Source organism: Polystyrenella longa (assembly GCF_007750395.1).
Taxonomy (GTDB): domain Bacteria; phylum Planctomycetota; class Planctomycetia; order Planctomycetales; family Planctomycetaceae; genus Polystyrenella; species Polystyrenella longa.
Genome location: NZ_CP036281.1, coordinates 4,648,776 through 4,670,786 on the forward strand (window position 1 = coordinate 4,648,776; position 22,011 = coordinate 4,670,786).

The 22,011-nt window shown below is 51.3% G+C and carries 20 protein-coding genes; 5 read left to right on the plus strand and 15 right to left on the minus strand.

Annotation, left to right across the window (positions count from 1 at the left end):
- Positions 1 to 31: 31 nt before the first annotated feature.
- The 3 genes from Pla110_RS17220 to Pla110_RS17230 all read right to left on the minus strand — a co-directional run bounded on the left by Pla110_RS17220 (position 32) and on the right by Pla110_RS17230 (position 3,431).
- Positions 32 to 1,330 carry an SUMF1/EgtB/PvdO family nonheme iron enzyme gene (locus Pla110_RS17220; protein WP_144997476.1) on the minus strand — a complete coding sequence of 433 codons (1,299 nt, stop codon included), beginning with the start codon at positions 1,328 to 1,330 and terminating at the stop codon, positions 32 to 34.
- A 63-nt stretch (positions 1,331 to 1,393) separates the two neighbouring features.
- A complete protein-coding gene (locus Pla110_RS17225; RefSeq protein WP_144997478.1) occupies positions 1,394 to 2,407 on the minus strand; it encodes a glycoside hydrolase family protein in 1,014 nt (337 codons plus the stop codon).
- Between the two features lie 91 nt (positions 2,408 to 2,498).
- Entirely contained in the window at positions 2,499 to 3,431 is a 933-nt protein-coding gene (locus Pla110_RS17230) for a sugar phosphate isomerase/epimerase family protein (RefSeq protein WP_144997480.1), read from the minus strand.
- A 528-nt stretch (positions 3,432 to 3,959) separates the two neighbouring features.
- On the opposite strand from Pla110_RS17230, the gene Pla110_RS17235 reads away from it, so the two are divergent.
- From Pla110_RS17235 to Pla110_RS17245, 3 genes are all read left to right on the plus strand, one after another.
- Positions 3,960 to 5,264: a Gfo/Idh/MocA family protein gene (locus Pla110_RS17235; protein WP_144997482.1), complete on the plus strand. Its 1,305-nt coding sequence runs from the start codon at positions 3,960 to 3,962 to the stop codon at positions 5,262 to 5,264.
- A gap of 488 nt (positions 5,265 to 5,752) precedes the next feature.
- Positions 5,753 to 7,351, plus strand: coding sequence for an NAD-dependent epimerase/dehydratase family protein (locus Pla110_RS17240; RefSeq protein WP_144997484.1), 1,599 nt, complete (start codon positions 5,753 to 5,755; stop codon positions 7,349 to 7,351).
- Between the two features lie 137 nt (positions 7,352 to 7,488).
- A complete protein-coding gene (locus tag Pla110_RS17245; protein ID WP_144997486.1) occupies positions 7,489 to 8,526 on the plus strand; it encodes an NAD-dependent epimerase in 1,038 nt (345 codons plus the stop codon).
- Here Pla110_RS17245 and Pla110_RS17250 read toward each other — a convergent pair.
- The 7 genes from Pla110_RS17250 to Pla110_RS17280 all read right to left on the minus strand — a co-directional run bounded on the left by Pla110_RS17250 (position 8,523) and on the right by Pla110_RS17280 (position 15,861).
- Positions 8,523 to 9,659 (minus strand): M20 family metallopeptidase, encoded by a 1,137-nt coding sequence (locus Pla110_RS17250; protein WP_144997488.1) that lies wholly within the window; start codon positions 9,657 to 9,659, stop codon positions 8,523 to 8,525. The genes Pla110_RS17245 and Pla110_RS17250 overlap by 4 nt on opposite strands.
- Positions 9,660 to 9,878: 219 nt before the next feature.
- On the minus strand, positions 9,879 to 10,283 hold the full coding sequence (locus Pla110_RS17255) for an ExbD/TolR family protein (RefSeq protein ID WP_144997490.1): 405 nt from the start codon (positions 10,281 to 10,283) through the stop codon (positions 9,879 to 9,881).
- Positions 10,284 to 10,285: 2 nt separating this feature from the next.
- On the minus strand, positions 10,286 to 11,056 hold the full coding sequence (locus tag Pla110_RS17260; RefSeq protein ID WP_144997492.1) for a MotA/TolQ/ExbB proton channel family protein: 771 nt from the start codon (positions 11,054 to 11,056) through the stop codon (positions 10,286 to 10,288).
- 84 nt (positions 11,057 to 11,140) lie between these two features.
- Positions 11,141 to 12,223, minus strand: coding sequence for a tetratricopeptide repeat protein (locus Pla110_RS17265; RefSeq protein WP_144997494.1), 1,083 nt, complete (start codon positions 12,221 to 12,223; stop codon positions 11,141 to 11,143).
- A 59-nt stretch (positions 12,224 to 12,282) separates the two neighbouring features.
- A complete protein-coding gene (locus Pla110_RS17270) occupies positions 12,283 to 13,338 on the minus strand; it encodes a vWA domain-containing protein (RefSeq protein ID WP_144997496.1) in 1,056 nt (351 codons plus the stop codon).
- 202 nt (positions 13,339 to 13,540) lie between these two features.
- Complete coding sequence (locus Pla110_RS17275; RefSeq protein WP_144997499.1) at positions 13,541 to 14,722, minus strand: hypothetical protein; 1,182 nt, start codon at positions 14,720 to 14,722, stop codon at positions 13,541 to 13,543.
- Positions 14,723 to 14,898: 176 nt separating this feature from the next.
- Positions 14,899 to 15,861 (minus strand): C-terminal binding protein, encoded by a 963-nt coding sequence (locus Pla110_RS17280; protein ID WP_144997501.1) that lies wholly within the window; start codon positions 15,859 to 15,861, stop codon positions 14,899 to 14,901.
- Positions 15,862 to 16,123: 262 nt separating this feature from the next.
- Between Pla110_RS17280 and Pla110_RS17285 the strand changes: the two genes are divergently transcribed.
- Positions 16,124 to 16,411 (plus strand): RNA-binding S4 domain-containing protein, encoded by a 288-nt coding sequence (locus tag Pla110_RS17285; protein ID WP_144997503.1) that lies wholly within the window; start codon positions 16,124 to 16,126, stop codon positions 16,409 to 16,411.
- A gap of 54 nt (positions 16,412 to 16,465) precedes the next feature.
- On the opposite strand, the gene Pla110_RS17290 is transcribed toward Pla110_RS17285, so the two are convergent.
- The 3 genes from Pla110_RS17290 to Pla110_RS17300 form a co-directional block, all read right to left on the minus strand.
- Complete coding sequence (locus Pla110_RS17290) at positions 16,466 to 17,647, minus strand: phosphotriesterase family protein (protein ID WP_144997505.1); 1,182 nt, start codon at positions 17,645 to 17,647, stop codon at positions 16,466 to 16,468.
- A gap of 129 nt (positions 17,648 to 17,776) precedes the next feature.
- Positions 17,777 to 18,373: a hypothetical protein gene (locus Pla110_RS17295; protein ID WP_144997507.1), complete on the minus strand. Its 597-nt coding sequence runs from the start codon at positions 18,371 to 18,373 to the stop codon at positions 17,777 to 17,779.
- Between the two features lie 282 nt (positions 18,374 to 18,655).
- A complete protein-coding gene (locus Pla110_RS17300; protein WP_144997509.1) occupies positions 18,656 to 18,979 on the minus strand; it encodes a hypothetical protein in 324 nt (107 codons plus the stop codon).
- A gap of 450 nt (positions 18,980 to 19,429) precedes the next feature.
- Between Pla110_RS17300 and purQ the strand changes: the two genes are divergently transcribed.
- Positions 19,430 to 20,236, plus strand: a complete 807-nt coding sequence (purQ, locus tag Pla110_RS17305; protein WP_144997511.1) for a phosphoribosylformylglycinamidine synthase I — start codon at positions 19,430 to 19,432, stop codon at positions 20,234 to 20,236.
- Between the two features lie 147 nt (positions 20,237 to 20,383).
- On the opposite strand, the gene Pla110_RS17310 is transcribed toward purQ, so the two are convergent.
- On the minus strand, positions 20,384 to 21,031 hold the full coding sequence (locus Pla110_RS17310) for a SpoVG family protein (RefSeq protein WP_144997513.1): 648 nt from the start codon (positions 21,029 to 21,031) through the stop codon (positions 20,384 to 20,386).
- Positions 20,994 to 21,980: a 4-(cytidine 5'-diphospho)-2-C-methyl-D-erythritol kinase gene (gene ispE / locus Pla110_RS17315; RefSeq protein ID WP_144997515.1), complete on the minus strand. Its 987-nt coding sequence runs from the start codon at positions 21,978 to 21,980 to the stop codon at positions 20,994 to 20,996. Before ispE ends, Pla110_RS17310 begins: the two co-directional genes overlap by 38 nt.
- Between the last annotated feature and the right edge of the window lie 31 nt (positions 21,981 to 22,011).

The window sequence follows — 22,011 nt, forward strand, 5'->3', positions numbered from 1 at the left end:
TTCAGCTGATCTGCTCTGCTGCCGTTCACTATTATCCGATTGCGGACATATCGCTAATGCAACGGAATCCCAGGCAGCGACCCTTCGCCTCGGGGGCACGACCTCGACGATGGGAACTGCGGCAGAGATCCGCAGGACCAACCCAGCTTCCTCCTCGTTCCGAGCGAACACCCGTTCCAACTGAATTGACAGGATTCTGGAGAGTCGCCTCAGGAGTCGAATAAAAATCAGGAGAGTACCAGTCCCGGCACCATTCCCAGACATTTCCCGCCATATGATGCAGACCGAATGGGGACATGCCGTTGCTGGAATTCACCGGCTCCATCGGAATCGTGACTGCCGTATAAGTGGCAGCAGGAACATGTTGACTGAAACGCATACGCTCTGCCGTAGGTGCTTCATTTCCCCACGGATATTCTTTGAAATCCGGGCCGCGAGCCGCATACTCCCACTGGGCTTCGGTGGGAAGAAAGCTTTTGCCGGGCGTCTCCCCTTCAGATCGATAGTCGTTCCAAGGATGACCGTTGGCCCACAGAGAATATGCATTCGCCCCATACCAGGAGACAAGTATCATCGGCAGATGCTCACAACCCGCGATCGGACGCCACTCCTGATTGTTCTGTTCAATCAGCTGCTGTTCAATCCGATCGTCCTCATCCGCCAGCACGAACCAATCTAACAGCACCTGCTGATCCACACAGCCAATCGAATTCAGAAATCGACAATAGGCGGTTGTGGAGACGGTTTCGACATCAATGAGAAACGCGTCCAATTTCACCCCATGCGGAGGTCGGACATCGCTGTCGTACCCGGGCGAGTCGGTGCCCACTTCGACCCGGGCGACAGGCACCAGCACGCAACGCATACCATCAGAACGTCGACGGTATTGGAGAAACTGTTGGTCCGTTTTAATTTTCTCCAGCAGCCTTCCGTCCCCCTCAGATTCCCAGCGACCACTCAATTGGCAGAACGGGTTGTTGATTTCAAGCTGCGGGACGGACTGATGACCTCTCCAAGAAGTCCGTCGAACTGGTTTACCTGACCCCTGTTGCAGGTAAACGATCTCCGCTAAGTCGGCGATACGAAAATCGCTCCGATTAAAAACCGCGCTGCACGCCCCATTCATATGCTCTGATTGAGGAATGGTCACACCAAATCTATCCTCGACTTCGAGGAATAGTTCAGTGGCCTCCAGACTGTCGAAATGGAGATCTTTAAGTAATCGGCTTTGAGGCCGAGCCTTATCTCTGGGTACGTCAAATTTTTCCGAAAGAACTTCACATATAGAGTTTTCAACCTCGGAAAGGGAGACAGGGTCTGTTATCGGCATCGTTCACCTCGGTTATCCATAATCAGACGATGAATGCAGAAGCCACCATTGTTACTTAAGTTGTTACTTAACGAGAACTTTTTCCAGAGAATCACGATCAATTTTCATCACACCGACCTGATTCTTATTCCACGACTGATGCGGGGCATTTCCGACATAGAGCAACAACTGATCATCCTTCGGATCAATGAAAAGATGGGGCGTAACATGGCCAAACTTGTCCGCTGCTTCGCCACTTTTGGGAGCGAATAGACCGTGGTCCGTCCAGACGACGCCATTTGGGCTTTCCGCTAGACAGGTTCCCTTGCCCGATTCATAAGTCAGCAGCAGGCGATCTCCGTAACGAACAACATCGATTGCACCGACATTATTTTCCAGCACCGGATTGAGCGGGTACTTCTTCCAGTGGATTCCGTCTCGTGAAACGGCGTAACCCACAGCGCGGCGTGACTCTTTCACTTTAGGAACATCCCGGACAGGTGCATGCAGAGGAAAGTCCTTTCGGCCATCATACCAGAGGTGAAAGAGTCCCCCGTCATAGAGAACGGCAGGACGCCCTACGGAGAGCGAATCCCACTCCCCTTCGGCTCCAGCATCAATTACGACACCTTTCAGTTCCCAGTTCTTTCCATCGTCGGAAACGGCCAGGTGAACTCGGTCGATCACATCCCGTGTGGCGCGAGTGTAATACAAGTAGTAACGCCCATCGACATAGGCGACCGTCGGATCGTTGACATGATTGGCCTCTCCATTGTCGATCACAACTCCTTTGCGATCCCAGGTCGTTCCATCGGTCGACTCGGCATACAAAACACGGTCATGACCGTCCTTACCCTGGGCACCGTACCACATCTGATAAACGCCCTCGTTAAAAAACACGTGAGGTGCGTAGATATTCCCGTCGCCATGAGGAGCCACTTCTAATTCGCCCTCGCCCGTCAGCAGAACCTGAACCGTTCCTATAGTTTCGGCAGCATTCACAGGAGTGGCAGACCATGAAGAACCTGCGAGTAAGGTCAGAACAATCACGGCCAATGAAATAAATCCGCAAACTCGATTTAAATTCGATAGGAGCATATTAGAAGCGATCCTGAAATCTTCTGATGGGTTATATATTCCATTATTTTGCAGTCTCAAACACAGTAACAACTAAGTTTCTGAATCAGTTCTAGCTTGCAAAACATTTCTCCATTCGTTGTTCGATGTCTTTCAGCCGTTCCGCGTCGCCACCACGTACCTCGGCCGTTGCCCAGCCAGAATATTCGATATCCCGAAGCGCCTGCATTACAGCGGGCCAGTCGCAATCACCATCACCCAGTTCGACTCCAAAGCCTTTACCGGTTCCCTCTTCAAACTGCAGTTTGCGGCTGTACTCTTTAATATCGAGTTTGATGATGCGTTTGTTCAACGTGCGAATCCAATGTTCCGGCCAACCGAAGCGAACGACATTACCCACATCGAAGTAAGCTCCCGCCATGGGGCTGTCGAGTTCATCAATGTATCGGGCTTCTTCCATTGGGCTTAAGAGGAAGTTGTTCCAGACGTTTTCTACCAAGACATGAATCCCGGCATCTTCGGCATGAGGAAGGATCTCTTTCATGGCCGCTTGTGATCGGTCGTAAGCTTCCTGATAGCTGACATCTTTCTGAACTTTACCCAATACGATCAAAACCGAGGTTCCACCATAGGCTTTGGAATCCTGGACGGACTGAATAACCGATTCGGTACCTTCTTTTCGAATGGCCGGGTCGGGGTGCGTGAGTGTTTTCTGCCAGTGAGTGGAGTTCACCACACCGTGGATAGGCAATCCACTTTCGTCGCGGGCGGCGATCACTTCTTCAGTTGAAATATCATTCGGTGCGTTCAGTTCGATGCCATCGTAACCGAGGCTCTTGACGAGTTTGAATTTATCGAGCAGCGTCTCCCCTTCCTGCACCATTCCGATTTTCACAGCCTTCTTCAGGACAGGGCCGGCCGGCTCAGCTGCTTGGGCAGTGGAAGACTTCCAACTGAACGAGGATAAAGCGGCGGCAGAGAACGTGGCAAAACCGGCTTGTTTCAGGAATTCACGGCGAGGGAACGGTGACTGGTTGGACGGCATGGGATGCACTTTCATAATCAGGATGCGTTCATAGTCAGAATGCGGGGGCAGTCGAGCAAAGCCGAAAACTTACCCGTGCAAAAATCGCAGGACGCGATAAATTGTTGTCAGACTCCATAATAGTGGCCATTGGTTGGGATTGAAAATCATCATGTGGCTTTCCTGACGCCGAAAAGACGAATTTGACAGGACATTAGTTTCAATCAAAACAGACTCGCATTTGACTACTTTTGTATGGTATTCTGGATGACCACACGAGGAGTCGACCACCTGAAATCAAGGTTATCGCCCCTCTCCCACCTGATTTTCCCACCTTGAAGAATTGCTCGCCCTGTCCCGTCTGGCGGAGTGCAGCAAACCTGACTGAGCGTGCTGAGGGGAAGCTGATTCTTTCAGAGACAAATTTGGTCAGACTTCTAATACCTTTTCAGCAGGCCAACTTCTCTTTATCATTAATTGACCACTCAGCCCACGATCTGACTCAGTCCATCAATTATCAGAAGCTTGCCTCCACAGGAGATACCATTCATGCCAGGACCAGAGAAAACCAAATCCGGAGAGAACCGTCGGAATTTTCTGAAAACCACGACTGCCGCAGCGGTAGGTTCCTCACTACTTACTTTGCCCGGACTTCAGTCGGCTGTTTATGCTGATTCTTCCGACATCCTCAAAGTCGGTCTGGTTGGTTGTGGCGGACGGGGAACGGGTGCGGCTCGTCAGGCGTTGAAGGCAGATGCAGGTGCTCGCCTGGTGGCAATGGCTGATACCTTCAGTGATCGAATCGAGAGTTCACTGACGAACCTCGGAACTTTCAAAGAAGTAACCGAGCAAATTCAAGTACCCGCCGAAAACAAATTCGACGGATTCGAAGGTTACAAAAACGTCGTGGATATGTGTGATGTGGTCTTGCTGGCGACTCCTCCTCACTTCCGCCCCGAACACATTAAATACGCGGTCGAAAAAGACAAACACATCTTCGCCGAAAAACCGGTCGCCGTAGATGCCCCCGGTTGTCGCTCGGTGATGGAGTCCTGCCGAATCGCAAAAGAAAAAGGATTGGCCGTTGTCTCCGGACTTTGCTGGCGATACCACGAAGGGATGCGTGAAACCTTTAAACGTATTCATGATGGCATGATCGGTGACATCGTCTCGATGCGAGCCAGCTACAACACTCGCGGCCTCTGGAGCCATGAACGTCAGCCTGAATGGAGCGACATGGAGTACCAGGTGCGCAACTGGCTGTACTACAACTGGCTCGCCGGAGACCATATCAACGAGCAACATATCCACAGCATCGATAAAATGGCGTGGGCCATGCAGGACATCGCTCCCCTCTCTGCAACGGGTACCGGCGGACGCCAGACCCGCACGCAAGAGATTTACGGGAACGTCTACGATCACTTTGCGATCGAGTTCGTTTACGACAATGACGTCCGTGGCTACAGTCGTTGCCGCCAACAGGATGGATGTCATGTCGACGTCGATGATCAAATCGTCGGCACCAAAGGAAAAGTCGACACGATGCGTCACGAGATCAAAGATCACACCGGCAAACGCCTGTGGCGATTTAAAGGCAAATCAGGCAACATGTACGATGTGGAACATGAAGAACTGTTCGCCTCGATCCGTTCCGGCAATCCCATCAACAACGGTGAGTACATGACCAAAAGTACGATGATGGCCATTCTTGGCCGGATGTCGGCCTACACCGGTCAGGAAATCACCTGGGATCAGGGGTGGAATTCCGAAGAAGACCTGACCCCACCCGCCTACGATTGGACTTCACTGGCAGTGGCTCCGGTCCCCATGCCGGGGGTCACCCCTTTCGTGTAGTCACAAGGCCTGTATTTTCGGGCAAAACCTAATTAATGTATGTTTCAAAACCGGCCTTCCTGTTTCAAGGAAGGCCGGTTTTTTTGTTTCTCCCAGTAATTCTCAAGGGCAACGTGCTAAACCAGGCAACTTAGACCGAGTACAAAGCAGTTCGGCAGCAACTTTTTTGCACAAAATCTTGATAATGTTCGTATTGACCTAAAGTTGCGGAAATTCAATAATCCCGCGCGTGATCAGTTCCGACTGGTCCGCTCGACGGCAATTTGCGGGATAAAGTCTTCCAAGATTCAAAAACCCGCCGATCTGCCGTCACCAGGATACAAGGATGTATCTCATCACGTTTGGGAATTAATTTCCCGCCCTGCGGCAGAATATCTTCATCGATCACCTGCAGTGGGACAGTCACAAGGCAACTGTTTTAAGCGTGATGCACTCGACTTAAGCCTAATAGCTCGATACGGCCAGGGAATGGCTCCTCGGAGAACACCATGACAGAAACGTCAGTGGACGCGAATTCTTCCGCTACTTTGAAACAGAAACTCTGGTCTCAGTTTTTCAATAGCTCTTCCACCAAACAGGTCGCGTTACGACTTGCGGTGGACGTGGTTCTGGCGAATACCGCCCTGTTGTGTGCGGCGATTATCTCGCTGACGGCCACGGGAAAAATTTCACTATCCAGTCCCATCGGATATATTCTGGACCGATTAAACAGCGAACTGCTTGCCAGCGCAGGTTGGTTCTCGTTCTCGGCTGTGGCCGTGTTCGCCGTCTGTGGTTTATACAAACCCGTTCCCAGTACTAAAGTCTGGAAACGTCTCTCCACTGTCGCCAGTGCCTGCCTCGTCGGATTCATCCTGAGTGCGGTGGTCGGCAGCATGGTCTTGGAAAGCACCGCGAAGGTTGTGGGTGCCATCGGCATCGCCTGGGCATTTCTCTATTCATTCGTCACAGCCAGCCGGTTTTCCCGGATGTACGTGGCTCAACGATATCGGGTGGAACCTCGCCGGTCTCACGTCAAAGAAAAAGTCGAAGACGTCCTCGTCGTCGGCGGAGCTGGATACATTGGTTGCATCGCCACTCGCCAACTTCTGGAAGCAGGCTACCGGGTTCGAGTGCTGGACATGCAACTCTTCGGCATTAACGCTCTCAGCGACGTTCTAAACCATCCACGACTCGAAGTGATGCAGGGAGACTTCCGAAATGTGGAAGATGTCGTCCGTAGTCTGAAAGGAATGGACGCCGTCGTTCACCTGGCTGCCATCGTGGGCGACCCTGCCTGCTCTTACGATTCCGAAACCACCATCGCCGTCAACTACGCCGCCGCGAAAATGATTGCCCAGCTTTCACGGGCCAATGGAATTTCTCGATTCATCTTCGCTTCAACCTGTAGTGTATACGGGGCGAGTGACGATATCCGCGACGAGCTCTCAGACCTCAATCCGGTTTCACTTTACGCTACCACCAAAATCGATGCCGAAAAGGTCCTGCTGGAAGCGGCGGACGGCGTATTCCAACCCACAATTCTGCGATTCGCAACTGCTTATGGTTGGTCTAACCGACCTCGCTTTGACCTGGTCGCCAACCTGCTACCAGCTCAAGCCGTTACCGAGAAAAAATACCGTGTCTTCAATGGGGAACAATGGCGTCCCTTCGTTCATACCGTCGACCTGGCTCGTTCCATCGTGATGTCGCTGCAAGCTCCATTGAGCAAAGTCGGTAGCGAAATCTTTAACGTAGGTGACGAAACTCAGAACTACACACTGACCCAACTGGGCCAGATCGTCAAAGAGTTGGCCCCAGACGCCGAGTTCGAAGAAATTCGAAACGACGACGACCCCCGGAACTACCGTGTCAATTTCGACAAAATCAAGAACCGCCTCGGTTACCGGGCCTCGGTCAAACTGGAAGACGGAATTCAGGAAATCGTGGATGCTGTTCGCAACGGACAAGTCAGCAACTGGGCTGATCCGATTTACAGTAACCGGCAACACCTGGAAGATCTCGGCTTGAATATTCTCAAATACGAACCTGCCGTGAACGAACACGAGATGCAAATGACCCAGAGATTCCTCAACAAAGTGGCTTAACGGTCCCGGAGAGAATTTCTGTTTCCTGGTTGAAAAGGGTAATAACCCTGCACCGGACTTCGTTATAATAAAAACAGCCTGTCACCTTCTCCCGGATCGTAGCAGGTTCCAAGTGGCTCAATCCAAGAACTCGAATCATGACTAAATATCTTGTAACTGGCGCAGCTGGATTTATCGGTTCTCACGTCTCGATGCAACTACTCGCTCGGGGCGAAGAAGTTGTTGGTCTGGACAATCTGAATGACTACTACGACGTTCAGCTGAAAAAGAATCGGCTCGCTCGATTCTCCGATAGTCCGAACTTCACTTTGGTCGGTCTCGATCTCGAAGACCGCGAAGGTGTGGCACGTCTGTTCGAAGAAAATCAATTCGATGTCGTGATTAATCTGGCTGCTCAAGCCGGTGTGCGGTATTCACTTGAGAATCCACATGCGTACGTCGACAGTAACATCGTCGGCTTTGTGAACATTCTGGAAGGTTGCCGCCACAACGGAATTAAACATCTGGTTTATGCCTCTTCGAGTTCCGTCTACGGGGCAAATACATCAATGCCGTTCTCGGTCCACGATAACGTCGACCACCCCCTGAGCTTGTATGCCGCCAGTAAAAAAGCGAATGAACTGATGGCCCATACTTACAGCCATCTCTACGATTTGCCGACAACCGGCCTTCGTTTTTTCACGGTCTACGGTCCGTGGGGACGTCCCGATATGGCACTCTTCCTGTTTACAAAAGCGATATTGGAAGGGCGGCCGATCGACGTCTTCAACGAAGGCAAAATGCAGCGGGACTTCACTTATATTGACGACATCGTCGAAGGAGTGATTCGCGTCGCCGATAATACGGCAGCAGAAAACAGAGACTGGAGCAGTTTCCGACCCGACCCAGGAACCAGCCGCGCTCCCTTCAAAATCTACAACATCGGAAACAATCAGCCAGTCAAGCTGATGTACATGATTGAGACACTCGAAAAATGTCTCGGTCAACGAGCTGTCAAGAATATGTTGCCGATGCAACCGGGCGATGTCCCTGCGACTTATGCCGACGTCGAAGACTTGATTGATGATGTCGGCTTCAAACCAGCGACTTCCATCGAGACGGGCGTCTCCAACTTTGTACAGTGGTACAAAGAATACTTCGACGTCCGCGACATTCCGTCCCGCGCGACCGCCTAATTCGCCTGAAGGCACCAGTGGTCGATCAGTTTGCTGAACATCGCATGTCCTAACTCAAGTTGCTCCAGAGTAATCCACTCGTCGTGAGTATGGGCTTTCATGATGTCCCCAGGGCCGAAGACCACTTTTTCGGTCAATTCGTGGAACGCCGCCCCGTCGGTTCCGTAAGAAACCGTATGCGATTCTGACTTCCCGGCGAGTTTGAGCATTTGCTGAATGAAGTCTGATTGCGGTTCCACATAAAACGAGGAGTTGATCGCATCAGCGTGAAATTCCAAATCGTGGACTTCCGCCAACTGCCGCACCCGTTCGATTAATTCCATTCCGTCCATTCCCGGCATTGGTCGGAAATAGACAGTGCAAATACTCTGCGGCGGCGTGATATTGCACGCGAGTGTCTTATCGTTGATGCCGATGTTCCAACTGATCGTCGGCGGTGAGAACTCGTCATTCTGCCAGCGAGGGTCTTCCAAGGTCTCGTCGTGAATGCATTTCATTTCCGACAGGAATGGAATCATTTTTAAGTTCGCATTCACTCCTTTGTTGGTACTGGAGTGAGCCGCGACACCTCGGGAGATCGCGCGGAATCCGAAGGTGCCTTTATGAGCGTGGATCACTTCCAGCATTGTCGGTTCACCGATGATCCCCTTCGTTCCATGCTCGACCATTTCGCGGTAGAGATGTGATTGGGCAGCCACGTTCTTCGCGCCGATGTATCCAACTTCTTCATCGGCAGTGCAGGTGATGTATACCGGTTGCTTTAATTCGGCTGCTTCCACAGTCGCCGCCGCGCTCAACATGCAGGCCAGCGAGCCTTTCATATCACAGCTACCGCGACCGTATAGTTTGCCATCCAGAATGGTCGGCTCAAATGGACCGGGGAAGTCGACATACCAGGGATCCGCCGGCACGACATCGTTGTGGGCAAAGAAACCCAGACCCCCAAAACCCTCTCCCTTTTTCGCCACCACACATGACTTGGGAACACCGAATAGGTCATCGTAGTTAATTCGCTCGGTCACAAAACCGATCTGCTCTAACTGCTCTGAAACGAAATCAGTGACGGCGACATTGGATGAGCGACTCGTCGACTCAAAGGTGATCAGTTTCTGGGTCAGTTCAAGCGAGTCCATGAGGGAATACCACTCTATAAGCGATCCTGAATTTCTCTGATGGGTCTTGCTGAATCTTATTATGTAGATTCGAGAACAACCATTACCAGGATTCAGGAGAGGATTTGAAATTTCGCAATTTGTCAGTGAAACTGTCTGGTCTGCAACGATGGTGCAAAACCAGTGAATTCATTCGGTTTTTATCTTAACCATTCTCAGCCCGAACAGAAACAGCCCCACTCATTTCTGATCGACGGCAAAACTGACATCCGTCAGACCTTGTTCCGCACAGGCGTGCATCAAGGGTTCGATCAAGCGGAAGGGGACGTCCTTATCGGTTCGAAAACGAACAGCGGTTTCCGGTTCGGTTCGGCTGATAACCTGCAGAATTTCTGCACGCGGAACAATGCGACCTCCCAGAGAATAGTCTTCATCAACGGAGACGGTGATGATTAGTCGGTTCGGGTGAGCACGTTCCTCTTTCTGTGCAAGGACCGCCTCGGGAAGCGATACTTCTCGGGAGGTATCGTGCTGAACAAGCTGACTGGTGACCAGAAAAAAGATCACCAGCAGAAAGACAATGTCGATCAACGGGGTGACATTGAATTCAAAACCACCTTCTCTTGGACGGACTGGTATCCGCATACCTATTCCTCACCTTGAGAGGAGGGAGTGCGTGCTGCAGACTGTCGCTGTTTCAACTGAGCCCGCCGCCAGGTACTGAAGACATGCTCCGACATGAGGGAGGTCTCGGCAACCAGCTCATCAATTCGGTTCCGAAAAATAGCGAACGAGGCCAATGCCGGTACGGCCACCCCCAGACCCAGCAAGGTCGTCACCAGAGCACGATAAATCCCTGGAGCCAATTCCGATGGCAGTGGGTTTTCCTGAACCGTAAACTCAAGAAACGCCAGAATCATCCCCCAGACCGTTCCCAGAAGTCCAAGCATCGGCGCGATTGAACTGATCAGTGAGAGGTATTCGATCTTGCGATAAAGTCGCGATGCCTGTTGGACACTGGCATCTTCCATCGATTTTTCTATGACGGTGTAACCTAAACCGACTTCATTTAAACCGGCCAAAAGCAAACTCGCCAGGAAACTCGGTTCTTCTCGACAAGCTTGTTTGGCAGGTTCTAACTGGCCAGTTGTGAGATGTTGATGGACCTGCTCTGCCAATCCCATGGGCATTAAGGTCTTCCGACGAATGGTCAAAGCGTGCTCAACAATAAGGGCAATCATCGCGATGCTCAGTAGCATGATGACGAAACCGATCGTTCCGCCCGCCTGCACCAGTTCCTCCAATGACAATTGTGGGGCAACCCGCTCGACAGGTTCTTCCTGAGCCAATAAAGAGGAGGGGAACAGTCCCATAGCGAGGAACATCATCAGGAACGTGTAGCTGAATTTCCAGTTCATATTTAGCTTCCAGAGGACCGCTTCCATTCAGCAGTCTGGTCGTATTCGTATTTAAATACCGCAAGCAGATAATGTGTTTGAGATCTAATCAATCTGAATTCGTTCCCGGGCAGTCTTTCCGGCGGGGCTTTCAGGATACTCTTCTGCCAATTCTCTGTAAACAATCAGCGCCTGTCGAGAGAGCCCCAATCGAACTAAAGCTTCCGCCGCAAGCAATTGAGCGTCGCTGGAAAGTAGATGATCGACCGCCTGATTCGCCTTCGGCCATAACCAGCGGACAGCCGCGTGATCGAACTCCAATTGTTTCGCGTAAGCGGTTGCCAATAAGTAGTAAGGCCCCGCACGGTCCAGATCCTGGAGCGACTCAATTCGTGATTCCCACCGTTGCAGTTCGATCTCGGAGAACCGCCCTTCGGCAACGTATTGCCGCCAAATCTGCATCTGAGCAGAACTCTGAATACGATTATTCGTGTTTCGACTTAATTGATCCAACCTGCGAGAAACCGTTAAGTCCTCCGAGTCCCGAAAGAGCAACCAACTGGCTCCCAGAAGCTGAGCGACCGGGGCGTTATCCACCAACCAGCGACGGGCGGTTGTTTCCGGCACTTCGCCCGTGAATGCAATCGGGCCAGACTCGGAACCTTCTTCCGGAATTCGCCAGTTCAACGGAATCAAATGAAAATATCGCGTATCCTCATCACTGGCACTTAAAGCGATGAATCGGTTTCCCGCTTTTTCGTAATCATAAGAGGCGAGCGCCAGTTTAATCTGTAATGCCAGTAACTCCCGACGCACCCATCCCCGAGGTTCGATCTTGAGGGCTGTTTCCAAGCTACGTTCTGCCTCAGTATATTTTTTCTGTTCATATAGCTCGACACCCCGCTGATGTTCGGGGCTTTGCTGATAACGCGTTTGCAGAATGTCCTCCGCCGAGAAGTATTGAACCCGCTGGTTCGGCCCGGTGCGAAACTGCAATTCCTCCCCGTTGAAATCGACAATTTCTCCGTTGAGTTGCGTCGTTAATCCGGTGTTGGGTTTGCGAATTTCAATCTGATCCGTGAGGGGTGCCTGGCCTTTTTGTGCCAGCCCCGGTGTCACTATCAGCAGACTCACTAAGAGGACAGCAACCAGCAGACGCAAAATAATAGAGATGTCTTGGCGATGCATAATTGACGATCTTGAGATGTCGTGTATCGTTGGTGAAGTAACCAGAAGGGAATCCGTTTTTAAAAACGGGTGATATCAAAGTATCGGTACAGCCCACCAGTATCTGTTGAAAGACGCTGAAGAAAGTTTCGCTCGTGAGTCCCGGTACCGGCGATCTGTGGCCCTTTTCCGAATTCGATACAGTTGATGATCGTTCCTTGACTCATTCGCTGAATGCGGCGTAAATCGACGCGAGAGAGTTTCGTGTCCGCGTCGGTAAGAAAATAGATCACATCCGGATGCAGACTAATCGCAAGATCAAGTGCCTTCAGATGGTCAGTCCCTCGATCGGCACGAGTCTGATCAATGAAATTGCGGGCCTTATTCAAATTGAGTTCGGAGACCGGCAGCATCTTGATCCCTTTGACTGCATCCTCCTCGGAGCCGAGGGCGCGGGTCGATTCATGATAAAAGATGACCTGAAACTGATGTATTGAAGAGAGCGAATTCAAACTTCGTTTCAATTCCGACTTCGCCACCGCCAGCGGTTTGACTTTGGATTCCAGGAACGTCCCACTCATGCTGGAGGAGCGGTCGAGCAGAAAGATCACTTTCTCACCCTGAGTTCGTATACCCAGAAAGGCGCTTTCTCCAATTCCCAACGGAGCGGTTGTCTGGGGAGGAAGGTCGCCGGACGCTTCCTGCGAAAGTGAGTCGCCACTTAAAAGGGCTTCTCTACTCAGTCCCGTATCTACAGAAGTTGGAAGTCCTGAGCCCAGAATTGGTTCTGGCTCGTCTAGCGGGGTGACTGTCAACTCTTCCGGTAGGTTGTCGAACGGATTTACTTCCTCCGGGGTTTCTGCAGCTTCTTGCTCATTCGCTTCGGAACTGGTTGCTTCAGATTCATTTTCGTTCGGTCGCTGCTCGAACTCGTCTGTTTGAGCCGATTTGATTTCCAAACCGACCTTATTGAAATTCGCCAGCGATCCGTTCCGATTGCCCAATCCCGACTCCGGTGCCCCAAACCAGTAAAGCAACATCGCCAGGACTAACCCATGCAACAGAATGGACGAAGTCCAACTTTGCAGCAGCGTACGGCCATGAGATTCTGATTTTTCGAAGGGAGAAGTCGCCATACGGTATTCGCCGGAATGAAGAAAGCATGCTTTCAAGTATAAACGTTTATAAGCATGTTTATTGTAGGCGGTTGAAGAGGAACTCGGAACACTTCTCTTTTGATTCCGTTGTTCTGGTTGAAACTCTACTATGAATAGGTTCTCTACCCTGTGGTCGATCTCAACCTTCAGGCGATATTCCGACTTCAAGCAGATCCGGCGGTCAGCCCTGTTCGTCCTCTTTGCCTAAGCCCAGCAAACGCCGCCAGTTACCACCAGCAGCGGGATCGGCTCCACCGACCAGATTCGGATCCCCATTAGGTTTTTCAATCTGGCCACCCCGATTCATGGAATTCGGGTCGGAAGGATCCACGCCGAGTCGTTTTAGAATGCGTTCCGCGTTCGCCTCCAGTTGGCGAATCCGCATTTCATCGCGTCCCAGTTTGGCCCGCTCAACCGCGATAGAGACTTCAGCCAGACGCAGTTTGGTTTCCAACTGCGTTTGCAGACTCATTAAAGTTTCCTGCATTGCTTGAGGACTTTGAGCGATTACTTCCCAATTCATGTCCAGCTTGTGGACGGAAGTAATGTAGTTCAGCAGACGGGAAATGTATTCATCACGTTCTTCCAGAGCATGTGCGATTTCATTATGCGATGCATTTTGAAGATCAATGTCTTTCAGACCTTCGGGAATCAACGCAGCCATCTGTTGAAGAATAGCGGCCTCTTTCGATGCGCTGTCTCCACTGATCGACGAGGGCTGAGGTTCCACGGGAACAGCCGGATCATTTCCGGCCATTGAAGGCGAACTGGCCTGCGGAGGAACTTCGCCCGTCCCAGACATGAGGCTCTGTTTAATCGAATCCCAATTCGACAAATCACCGTCGAGGGCAAACTTCTCTGCCGGATTCTGCTGAGAAACCTCTTCCTGAAACAGGTTGTCGGGGATTTCGACATTGCCATTTTCGAAATCAGGATGCGTCTCTGTTGACTCGTTGGACACAGATGGCTGAACCTGCGGTGTAATTGCGGGCTCAACGACGACCGGCATCGTGGGAACCATCAACTGCTGTTCGCGCACTGTCTGCGAAAGATGGACGATCAGATCGCGTACTTCACCAATTTGGACTTCGATGCGGCCGAAAGAATTGTTGGCCTGCAGCGCGTCCCATTGCTCGATGAGACGGTGCAGGTCCTCCTGTATCGGTTCCTGTTTGGAATTCGATTTCTTCGGTGGAAGCGGTGGAGCTGGCGTCGTCGCGCAATTAATCAAGGCGCGGTCGACCCCCAATCGATGCAGTCGATCAAGCTGCTCTGCTGCACGTTCTAACCTGGCGGTTAGCGCATCAACAATCGCATCTTTCTCTTCTATCTGTGATTGGAGGAGATCCAGTTCCGAGGACATAACCAGGCTTCGTATCGAGGGTGAGTCGCATTCCTCCGTAAACATCCTTCCATCGTGGGGGCCAATCGATGGAATTCAACGGAGTTTCATACCCTGAATCTAGCTCGGAAATGTGCCTTTCACGCTTAATTGTTAAGGATTCCCGTAACAGACTTTGCCTGATTGGGGCAATCATTTTACTTCTTATAAACATCCGGGTTAACCACATTATCCGGTTTTTCGCCCTGTAGCACCTGTATGATCTGACGGGTCGCGCGGAGCCGTAAATCCTCCAGAGACTCTTCCGAAATAAACGCGGCATGCGGAGTCACGATCAGACGTTCCTCTTTCCAGAACGGATCGCTTAAATCGGGAGGTTCCTGTTCAAAGACATCAAGAGCCGCACCCGCAATCTCCTGCTCCTGAATTGCCTGCTCCAAAGCAGCCGTGTCAACTAATCCGCCCCGTGACGTATTGAGCAGAAAGCTAGTCGGCTTCATCTTCTTAAGTTCTTCTGATCCAATAAGATGATTCGTTTCAGGAGTCAGTGGCGAATGCAGGGAAACATAGTCGCTTCGCTTTAATAATTCTTCCAGCGAAACCATCTCACAGTCGAGGCCATGATTGTTGCCGGAGGGTGTGTGGGCGATCACTTTCAGGCCAAGTCCAACAGCCCGAGTGAAAACTTCCTGAGCAATACGACCAAACCCGATTAAACCCAATGTCTGACCCGACAATCGCACGATCGGTGGCTTCAACATGCGTTCGAATTTGCCCGCTTCCATCATCGAATTGAGCTGAACAATTCGGCGATTGCAAGCGAGGATGAATCCGAGTGTGTGCTCGGCAACTTCAATCACGCAGTAATCAGGTACGTTAGTAACGACCATTCCCAGTTCAGTCGCCCGGGCGACATCGATGTTATCGAGCCCGATTCCGTACCTGACCACAGTTTTGCAGTCAGGCGCGCTCTCGATTACTTTACGGGTAACTTGAGCCCAACAGGTGCCAATCGCCTGAACATCTTTCGCCAATTCGGCAAGAGAATCCTCGTCGGTTGCGTCTGCAGTGACAAGTTCATACCCGTATTCGCCAAGGAGCTTGCGTTCATTTTCATAATCTTCCCAGCCCCGATCCGTCAGCAGTACTTTCACAGTCATAGTTCCTAATTCTTCCTGATATCGCTGTTTATCCGATGAGGTCTATCTTCAGTGGTTACCGAAGTCTTTGTTCTACGGACATAATAGAAGGAGACAACCCGGTGGGTCAAACAAGTGAGCCGAGAGGTTGAACTTCAACAATGAGGGTGCCGGGAGGAAAGCGAGAGGCTATCGTCCGGCTTGGACGAACGGTATAACTGGGCCGCATCCCCAGCCCTTCTCTTTACCAGGCAAAAGCCTCAAACACTCCGAGACTGGACCCATGACAGCTCCTTCCGCAGAAGAATCGATTCAACTGGACCAGTTCCTGAAACTGATCGGCGCCGTGCCCACCGGCGGTCAGGCCAAAGTGTTGATTCAGGGAGGCCAGGTCCTGCTGAACGATCAAATTGAAACTCGCCGTCGTAAAAAACTGGTCCCGGGCGACATGATCGAGGTGCTGGGGGAACAATACGTCGTTTCGACCGATGCTGAAATGGACGGATCCTCCGATGTCGGTGAAACGCCTGCAGCAGACGAAACCGAGAAGAGCTCTGGTGAAACAGAATAAGCTTCCCGCTGTTCTATAACCCGCTCTTCTGTAACATGTCTCAGGCCAGCGGTCTTAGCAGAATCCAAGGACGCGCTGAGGGTTCTTCACCATAATCTGGTACAATGTCTCGTCACTGACGTCGAGCTTTTTCAGTTCGTCGACGAGAACAGTAGAGCATTGGGTGAAGTCTACCGGGTCGTAACTCCAACCTTCGGAACTGACCTCGTCGGTTGCGTAGTTCGTATAAACATAGGGAACGGCATCGTGGCTGACCAGAATCTGATTGGCATGCCCACAGTCGATTAGTTTGTGAATCTGGACTGCACTTTTCTCGGGTTTGTATTTCGAGAGACCGACGCGGTCAAATTGCACGTTGAACCCCAGTTCCGCCAGATGACGGTGGTATTCGTACGCGTTCTCATTCTCGCGGTCATCCTTGTTTCCCAAGTGACCAATACAAATTTTGCTCGGATCGGCTTTCATCCGTAAAAAGAGTTCCGCCTCTTCAAGACCCCCACCACTCGTCGTATGAGTAGTCACAGGAGCCCCTGTTTCGATCGCCGCGATCGCCGCCGCTTCATGCACTCGTCGTTCGCTCGGCCGAAGATAGTTACTGGTAGCAATTTTAATCATACCCGCTTTGATGTTGGTGAATTTCTCTCCAAACTCACCGGAGGGATCTTCCATTCCTTCAGAGATTTCCCGAACGAACAAATCGGCCAGTTTGCGAACACCGTCCTGAGAGTAACCCAACTCAATCGCCCACGGATGTTGAGGCGCTGCCGCTTCGCACCAGAAGCCAGTGCTGGCAATAATGTGAACCGGAGTTCGCTCAGCCAGTTCTTTCATCAACAGCGGGTATCGTCCCACTCGAATGGGAGTACATTCGACAATTGCCCCCGGACCGGTCTTCTCGTTCAATGTTTTGTGGAACGCGTCAAGCAATCCTGCCGTGTTGGTCAGCATCTCTTCCCGGATTTCAGCCAATGGCCCAGGTTTCTGTTCGTAAAGTTCAGACCAATCGACTGACGGAGCATGCTCGTGCATCAGTGTCATTCCGAGTTGATCAACGGGAACAGGCCCCAGTACTGTCTGCGTATTCTTCGCCGGTGTGGCAGCGCGTGCTTTTAACGATTGTGCAACGAATGCAGTCGGCAGTAGCGCTGCACCTGCTCCGGATAAAGCCAGTTTTTTTAAGCAATCGCGGCGAGAATTACGAAGTGAGTTATTTGCAGTGCGAGAATCGTAGGGCATCAGGGCAATTCCTCTGAGGTGTAATCAGAATAATGTTTTTCTGATTGTAACCCTGTGGCCCTGCTCACGTCATCCAAGCCGTCCCTGAAAACCAACGGGGAAATCGCAATTTGAGAGGCTTACGGAACTCTACTCGAAAGCAGGAGTCGAGAGTGGACTGATCATGGGTCCGTCGGTAGGCACTTCCCCAGCAGGAAGGGCGAGCAGATCAAATTCTGCAGGCGCTTCACCTTCCTGTTCCTCTTCTAGTATATGAATCACACCCAACAACCGGACCGGGGAGTCACCCTCAGAATCGCCCCCGGATGTGAGTTCGACCCGGGTCGGTTGCAAGTTTTCAGTAGACCGTTCATGAACGGCGTGCTGAATGGGTGTGATTTTGAATTTGTCACTTTTGCTGTTTTCCAAATTCGCCGTATCTGTCGAGCTGGAATTGGAAAAGGAAGCTGACTGAATTTCATCCAACACGTTCTCGTTTACTTCGATCTCTGAAGACATCGATTCGGCACGTGAATTCTGAATTTGATGCTGCACCGAATCCAGCGAGTTCACACTTTGCGAATCAGCATCGGCGACGATTACAAACAGTAATCCCAAAGCACTACTGAGACCAATTGCTGCGTAAGAGAGCCATGTTTTGGAATAAAAAGAGCGGTTCCATAGCTGAGAGGATAGATTTTGATCCTCAATTTTTTTCTCAGCCGGCTTCTCGGAGCGTGGGCTCATGCTGTTTTTTCCTGGCATAACTTCAGCGTTGTCTAATCGCAACGTGGAGAACCATTGTGCTGGTTCTGTCTTGATCGTTTATCTCTGACGCTAAAATTATCGGTCTTAACAATCACCTAACATGAGGATTTTACGGATTGCTCCGAAAAAACAGATTGGGCAACCAGGGAAGTTCGCACAAAGTTCAGGGCAAAACCAGCGCGCAGAAACAGGGCATAGAGACCAGAAGAAAGTACGATTAGATCTGGTTCAGGGATCGTGGTGCGGCCTGCAGATAGCGGATTAGGGTTGGACGACCTGGCTATTGCGGTAAATCGTACTGGGAACTCGTGGTCCGGCCGAAGCACTGGGCAGCGTTCCCTCGAAGGCGCGCTGCTCGGAAGAACGGCGTATGTCCGTACGCTGCTGAGTGTAGCTCGGTGGACGGGTGAAGGTCTCGGGCGCAGCGTCCTCATCAGGAAACGGGTCGTACCGTTCGATTGAGCGTCTTTCTGACAGCAAATCGGGATTATAAAGCTGGGGCCAGCGAATGTTGGGATTCATACATCCCAGTGCACTCAGACTGATTCCCATCAATATCCCGAGCTGGAATGCTGTGGAACGCATCCAGATAGGCTTTCGAGATAAATAAGAGTTCAGGGTGACAAAATCAGAAAGTTTCACATTATAACAGGGGGTGGGTCACCATCTCATGGGCGAAAATGGTTGTCCTGCGGATACGGTCCGATTTCAAAGCGGCGGAATCTTACCAACTGATCTCATACGTGGATACCCCATTGTTGCCAGTGCCAACTGCACTCGAAAGACTTTAAAAAGGCCCTTAAATGGGCGTTTTGTAATTATTTCAACGTGGCCTTCCTTGGAAGTCGGGGGATCGGTGGCAGTCGATTGCCGCTCCCGATATGATCCGGGAAGAGACGAGGTATTCATGGACCTTCAGGTTCATTTATGTCGAATGGAATTCTCTCTAACTGATAAAAGTGACTGGTATTCACCGTAAATCTGAGGACTGCCCACATCGAGGCGGAAATCACTGAAAGGCGACGAAGAACAACCATGGCTGATCCCCGTGTCTGTGTACTAAGAGCTCCCGGGACCAATTGTGATCTCGAAACCGCGCATGCATTTGAACTGGCGGGCGGCACGGCTGATCGTCACCATATTAATCAACTGCTGGCGAATCCCCATTTACTCGAAGAATATCAGGTGCTGTGTATCCCAGGCGGATTCAGTTATGGAGACGATATTGGCGCCGGAGTAATCTTCTCGCGACAACTCCGCAATCAACTCGGCGACGCCATTCACAAGTTCCTCGAAGGAGACAAACTCGTTCTAGGAATCTGTAACGGATTTCAGGTCCTGCTAAAATCGGGGATTCTGCCTGGCGGTTCCACCACTTGGCCCCCGGCGGAAGAGTCCGAGCCCGATGCGACCCTGACCTGGAACTTGAACGGTCGTTATACCGCCCTCTGGACGCGCCTCAAGGTTGCCTCTTCCAACAACGTCTTTCTGCGAGACATCGATACGATCGAAATGCCCATCGCGCACGCTGAAGGACGACTGGTCGTTAGAGACGAATCTCTATTACAGCAATGGTCTGATCAACAGCAGATCGCGCTCCAATACACGGGTGAGGCGGATCAACCCGTTTCCCATGACGTGTTGGCGTACCCTCAAAATCCGAATGGATCGACCGCAAACATCGCTGGTCTGAGCGACCCGAGTGGCCGCGTCCTCGGATTGATGCCTCATCCGGAACGATTCCTATTCGCCACCCAGCACCCTCAATGGACGCGATTGCGACTCGAAGGTGAAGGCGCAGGAATGAAGCTCTTCCACAACGCGATTAGCTACTTTGCATAGACAGGGACCTTGCATAGACAGCGACTTTGCATAGACGCACAGAAGACATTGTCGGCTGGTTTTTCAAATACAAAAAAACCGAACTGTGATAACTCCACAGTTCGGTTTCAAAGGACTCTGAAAACTTCAAAAAGATCAGAGAAACAATTAGACGAGGCCGTTGCCGAAGCCTTCTTCGGATTGTTCGTGACGCTCCGCCGTAACCGAGTATGATTTCTGTTCGGAGGAGTTAATGTGGCTGTGGGTAGCCCCTGGTGACTGCGGCGGATCGATCCGATGTGTGCGTTCTTCTCGTTGAATGACGGTCGATCCATTCGAAGATGACTGATGCGAAGTAGACGGCGTCTGCCGGGAATCGCCAGCCAAGGTCGCAAAGTTTTCCTCATCAAAATCGTCGTAGGTGCAGATGTAGTTAGGTTCCTGTGATCGAATCTTCTCGCTCTCGAAGTTTTCAACCACGACGGATTGAATCAGCTCCCGACAAGATGAATTTATCGGGTGAGCGATATCGGCATATAGCTTTGCTCGACCGTCGGAATCTTTGGTGGCACGCCCCTCATCCAAGTGCACGCCACACTGATTACAGAACTGCGCCCGCAGGTGATTCTTCGAATAGCATTTGGGGCAGCGATCGGTCAACTTGCGACTGGGCATCGCAACGAAAGGGCCTTTGGCGCCCTGAATAATTTTCAAATCCCTAATGACAAACATGCCATCTAACGTGATCGAACAGAATGCCTGTAAGCGATCGTGGGGATCATCCATTAGCTTGATACGTACTTCGGTAATATCCATGGTGCATCCTATTGTGGTGAAGTGTAGTCACACAAACACGTGAGAATGGTGCCGTGCGCAATAGAGAGGAAATGGAAGTCGCCTGCCGAAAGGATTGGCATATGCCGAAGCAGCAGGAGCCGCTGCCCGTCATGAGAGTGCCCGGTAATGCAAACTTCTGAAACAAAGAAATGAGTTGTTTGAGTTGTGCGTTTAACTGCTCAGCAGGAATCTGCAAAGCGTTAAACAATAGACGTGCTACTGAATTTGTCTTCCCGGAGGACATAGCCTCTAAGAGAGGCTCAACCGAACGGCAAGCCTTCTGAGAAGAGAGTTCGCTCCATTTTTTAAATACGGTTGGAGTCGAAAGACCACTTCCCGGTTGGGCGAGAATCACCGGAAAGTTGCCTCGGATGGTAACAGGAGTAATGATTTCACCCCGACCACGGCACACAGCTGCCGTCGAAGAATCGATAAAGAAGGGAACATCCGACCCGAGCTGTGCCGCCAGCTGCGACAGTTCCGCAGTCGAATAATTCAGTCCCCAAAGTTGGTTCAATGCGACCAATGTCGCCGCAGCATCGCTGGACCCACCGCCCAAGCCCGCTTGAACTGGAATTCGTTTTACTAATTCGATATGGGCGCCTTGGGTGACTCCGGTAGTCTGTTGCAGTAATCGAGCTGCTTTGACGATGAGATTGGACTCGTCCACAGGAATGGGGGGTGGACTTGAGACGTCTGACTGAAAGAATGGAGAGGAATACCGGCAATCCAACTGAATGGAGGACTCGTCGACGTTCGCATCCGTATTTATCGTGCGAAACTGCAATGTATCGTGCAAGTCGAGCTTCACCATGACCGTTTCGAGATCATGAAATCCGTCATCCCTTCTGCCTAAAACTTCCAAATGCAAGTTTAGTTTGGCAGGGGCCCGTGCGAGAATAGACTGTCCATCTGGCCAATGGCACATGGGGTCACTTCCTGTGAACCACCAGGCGGCT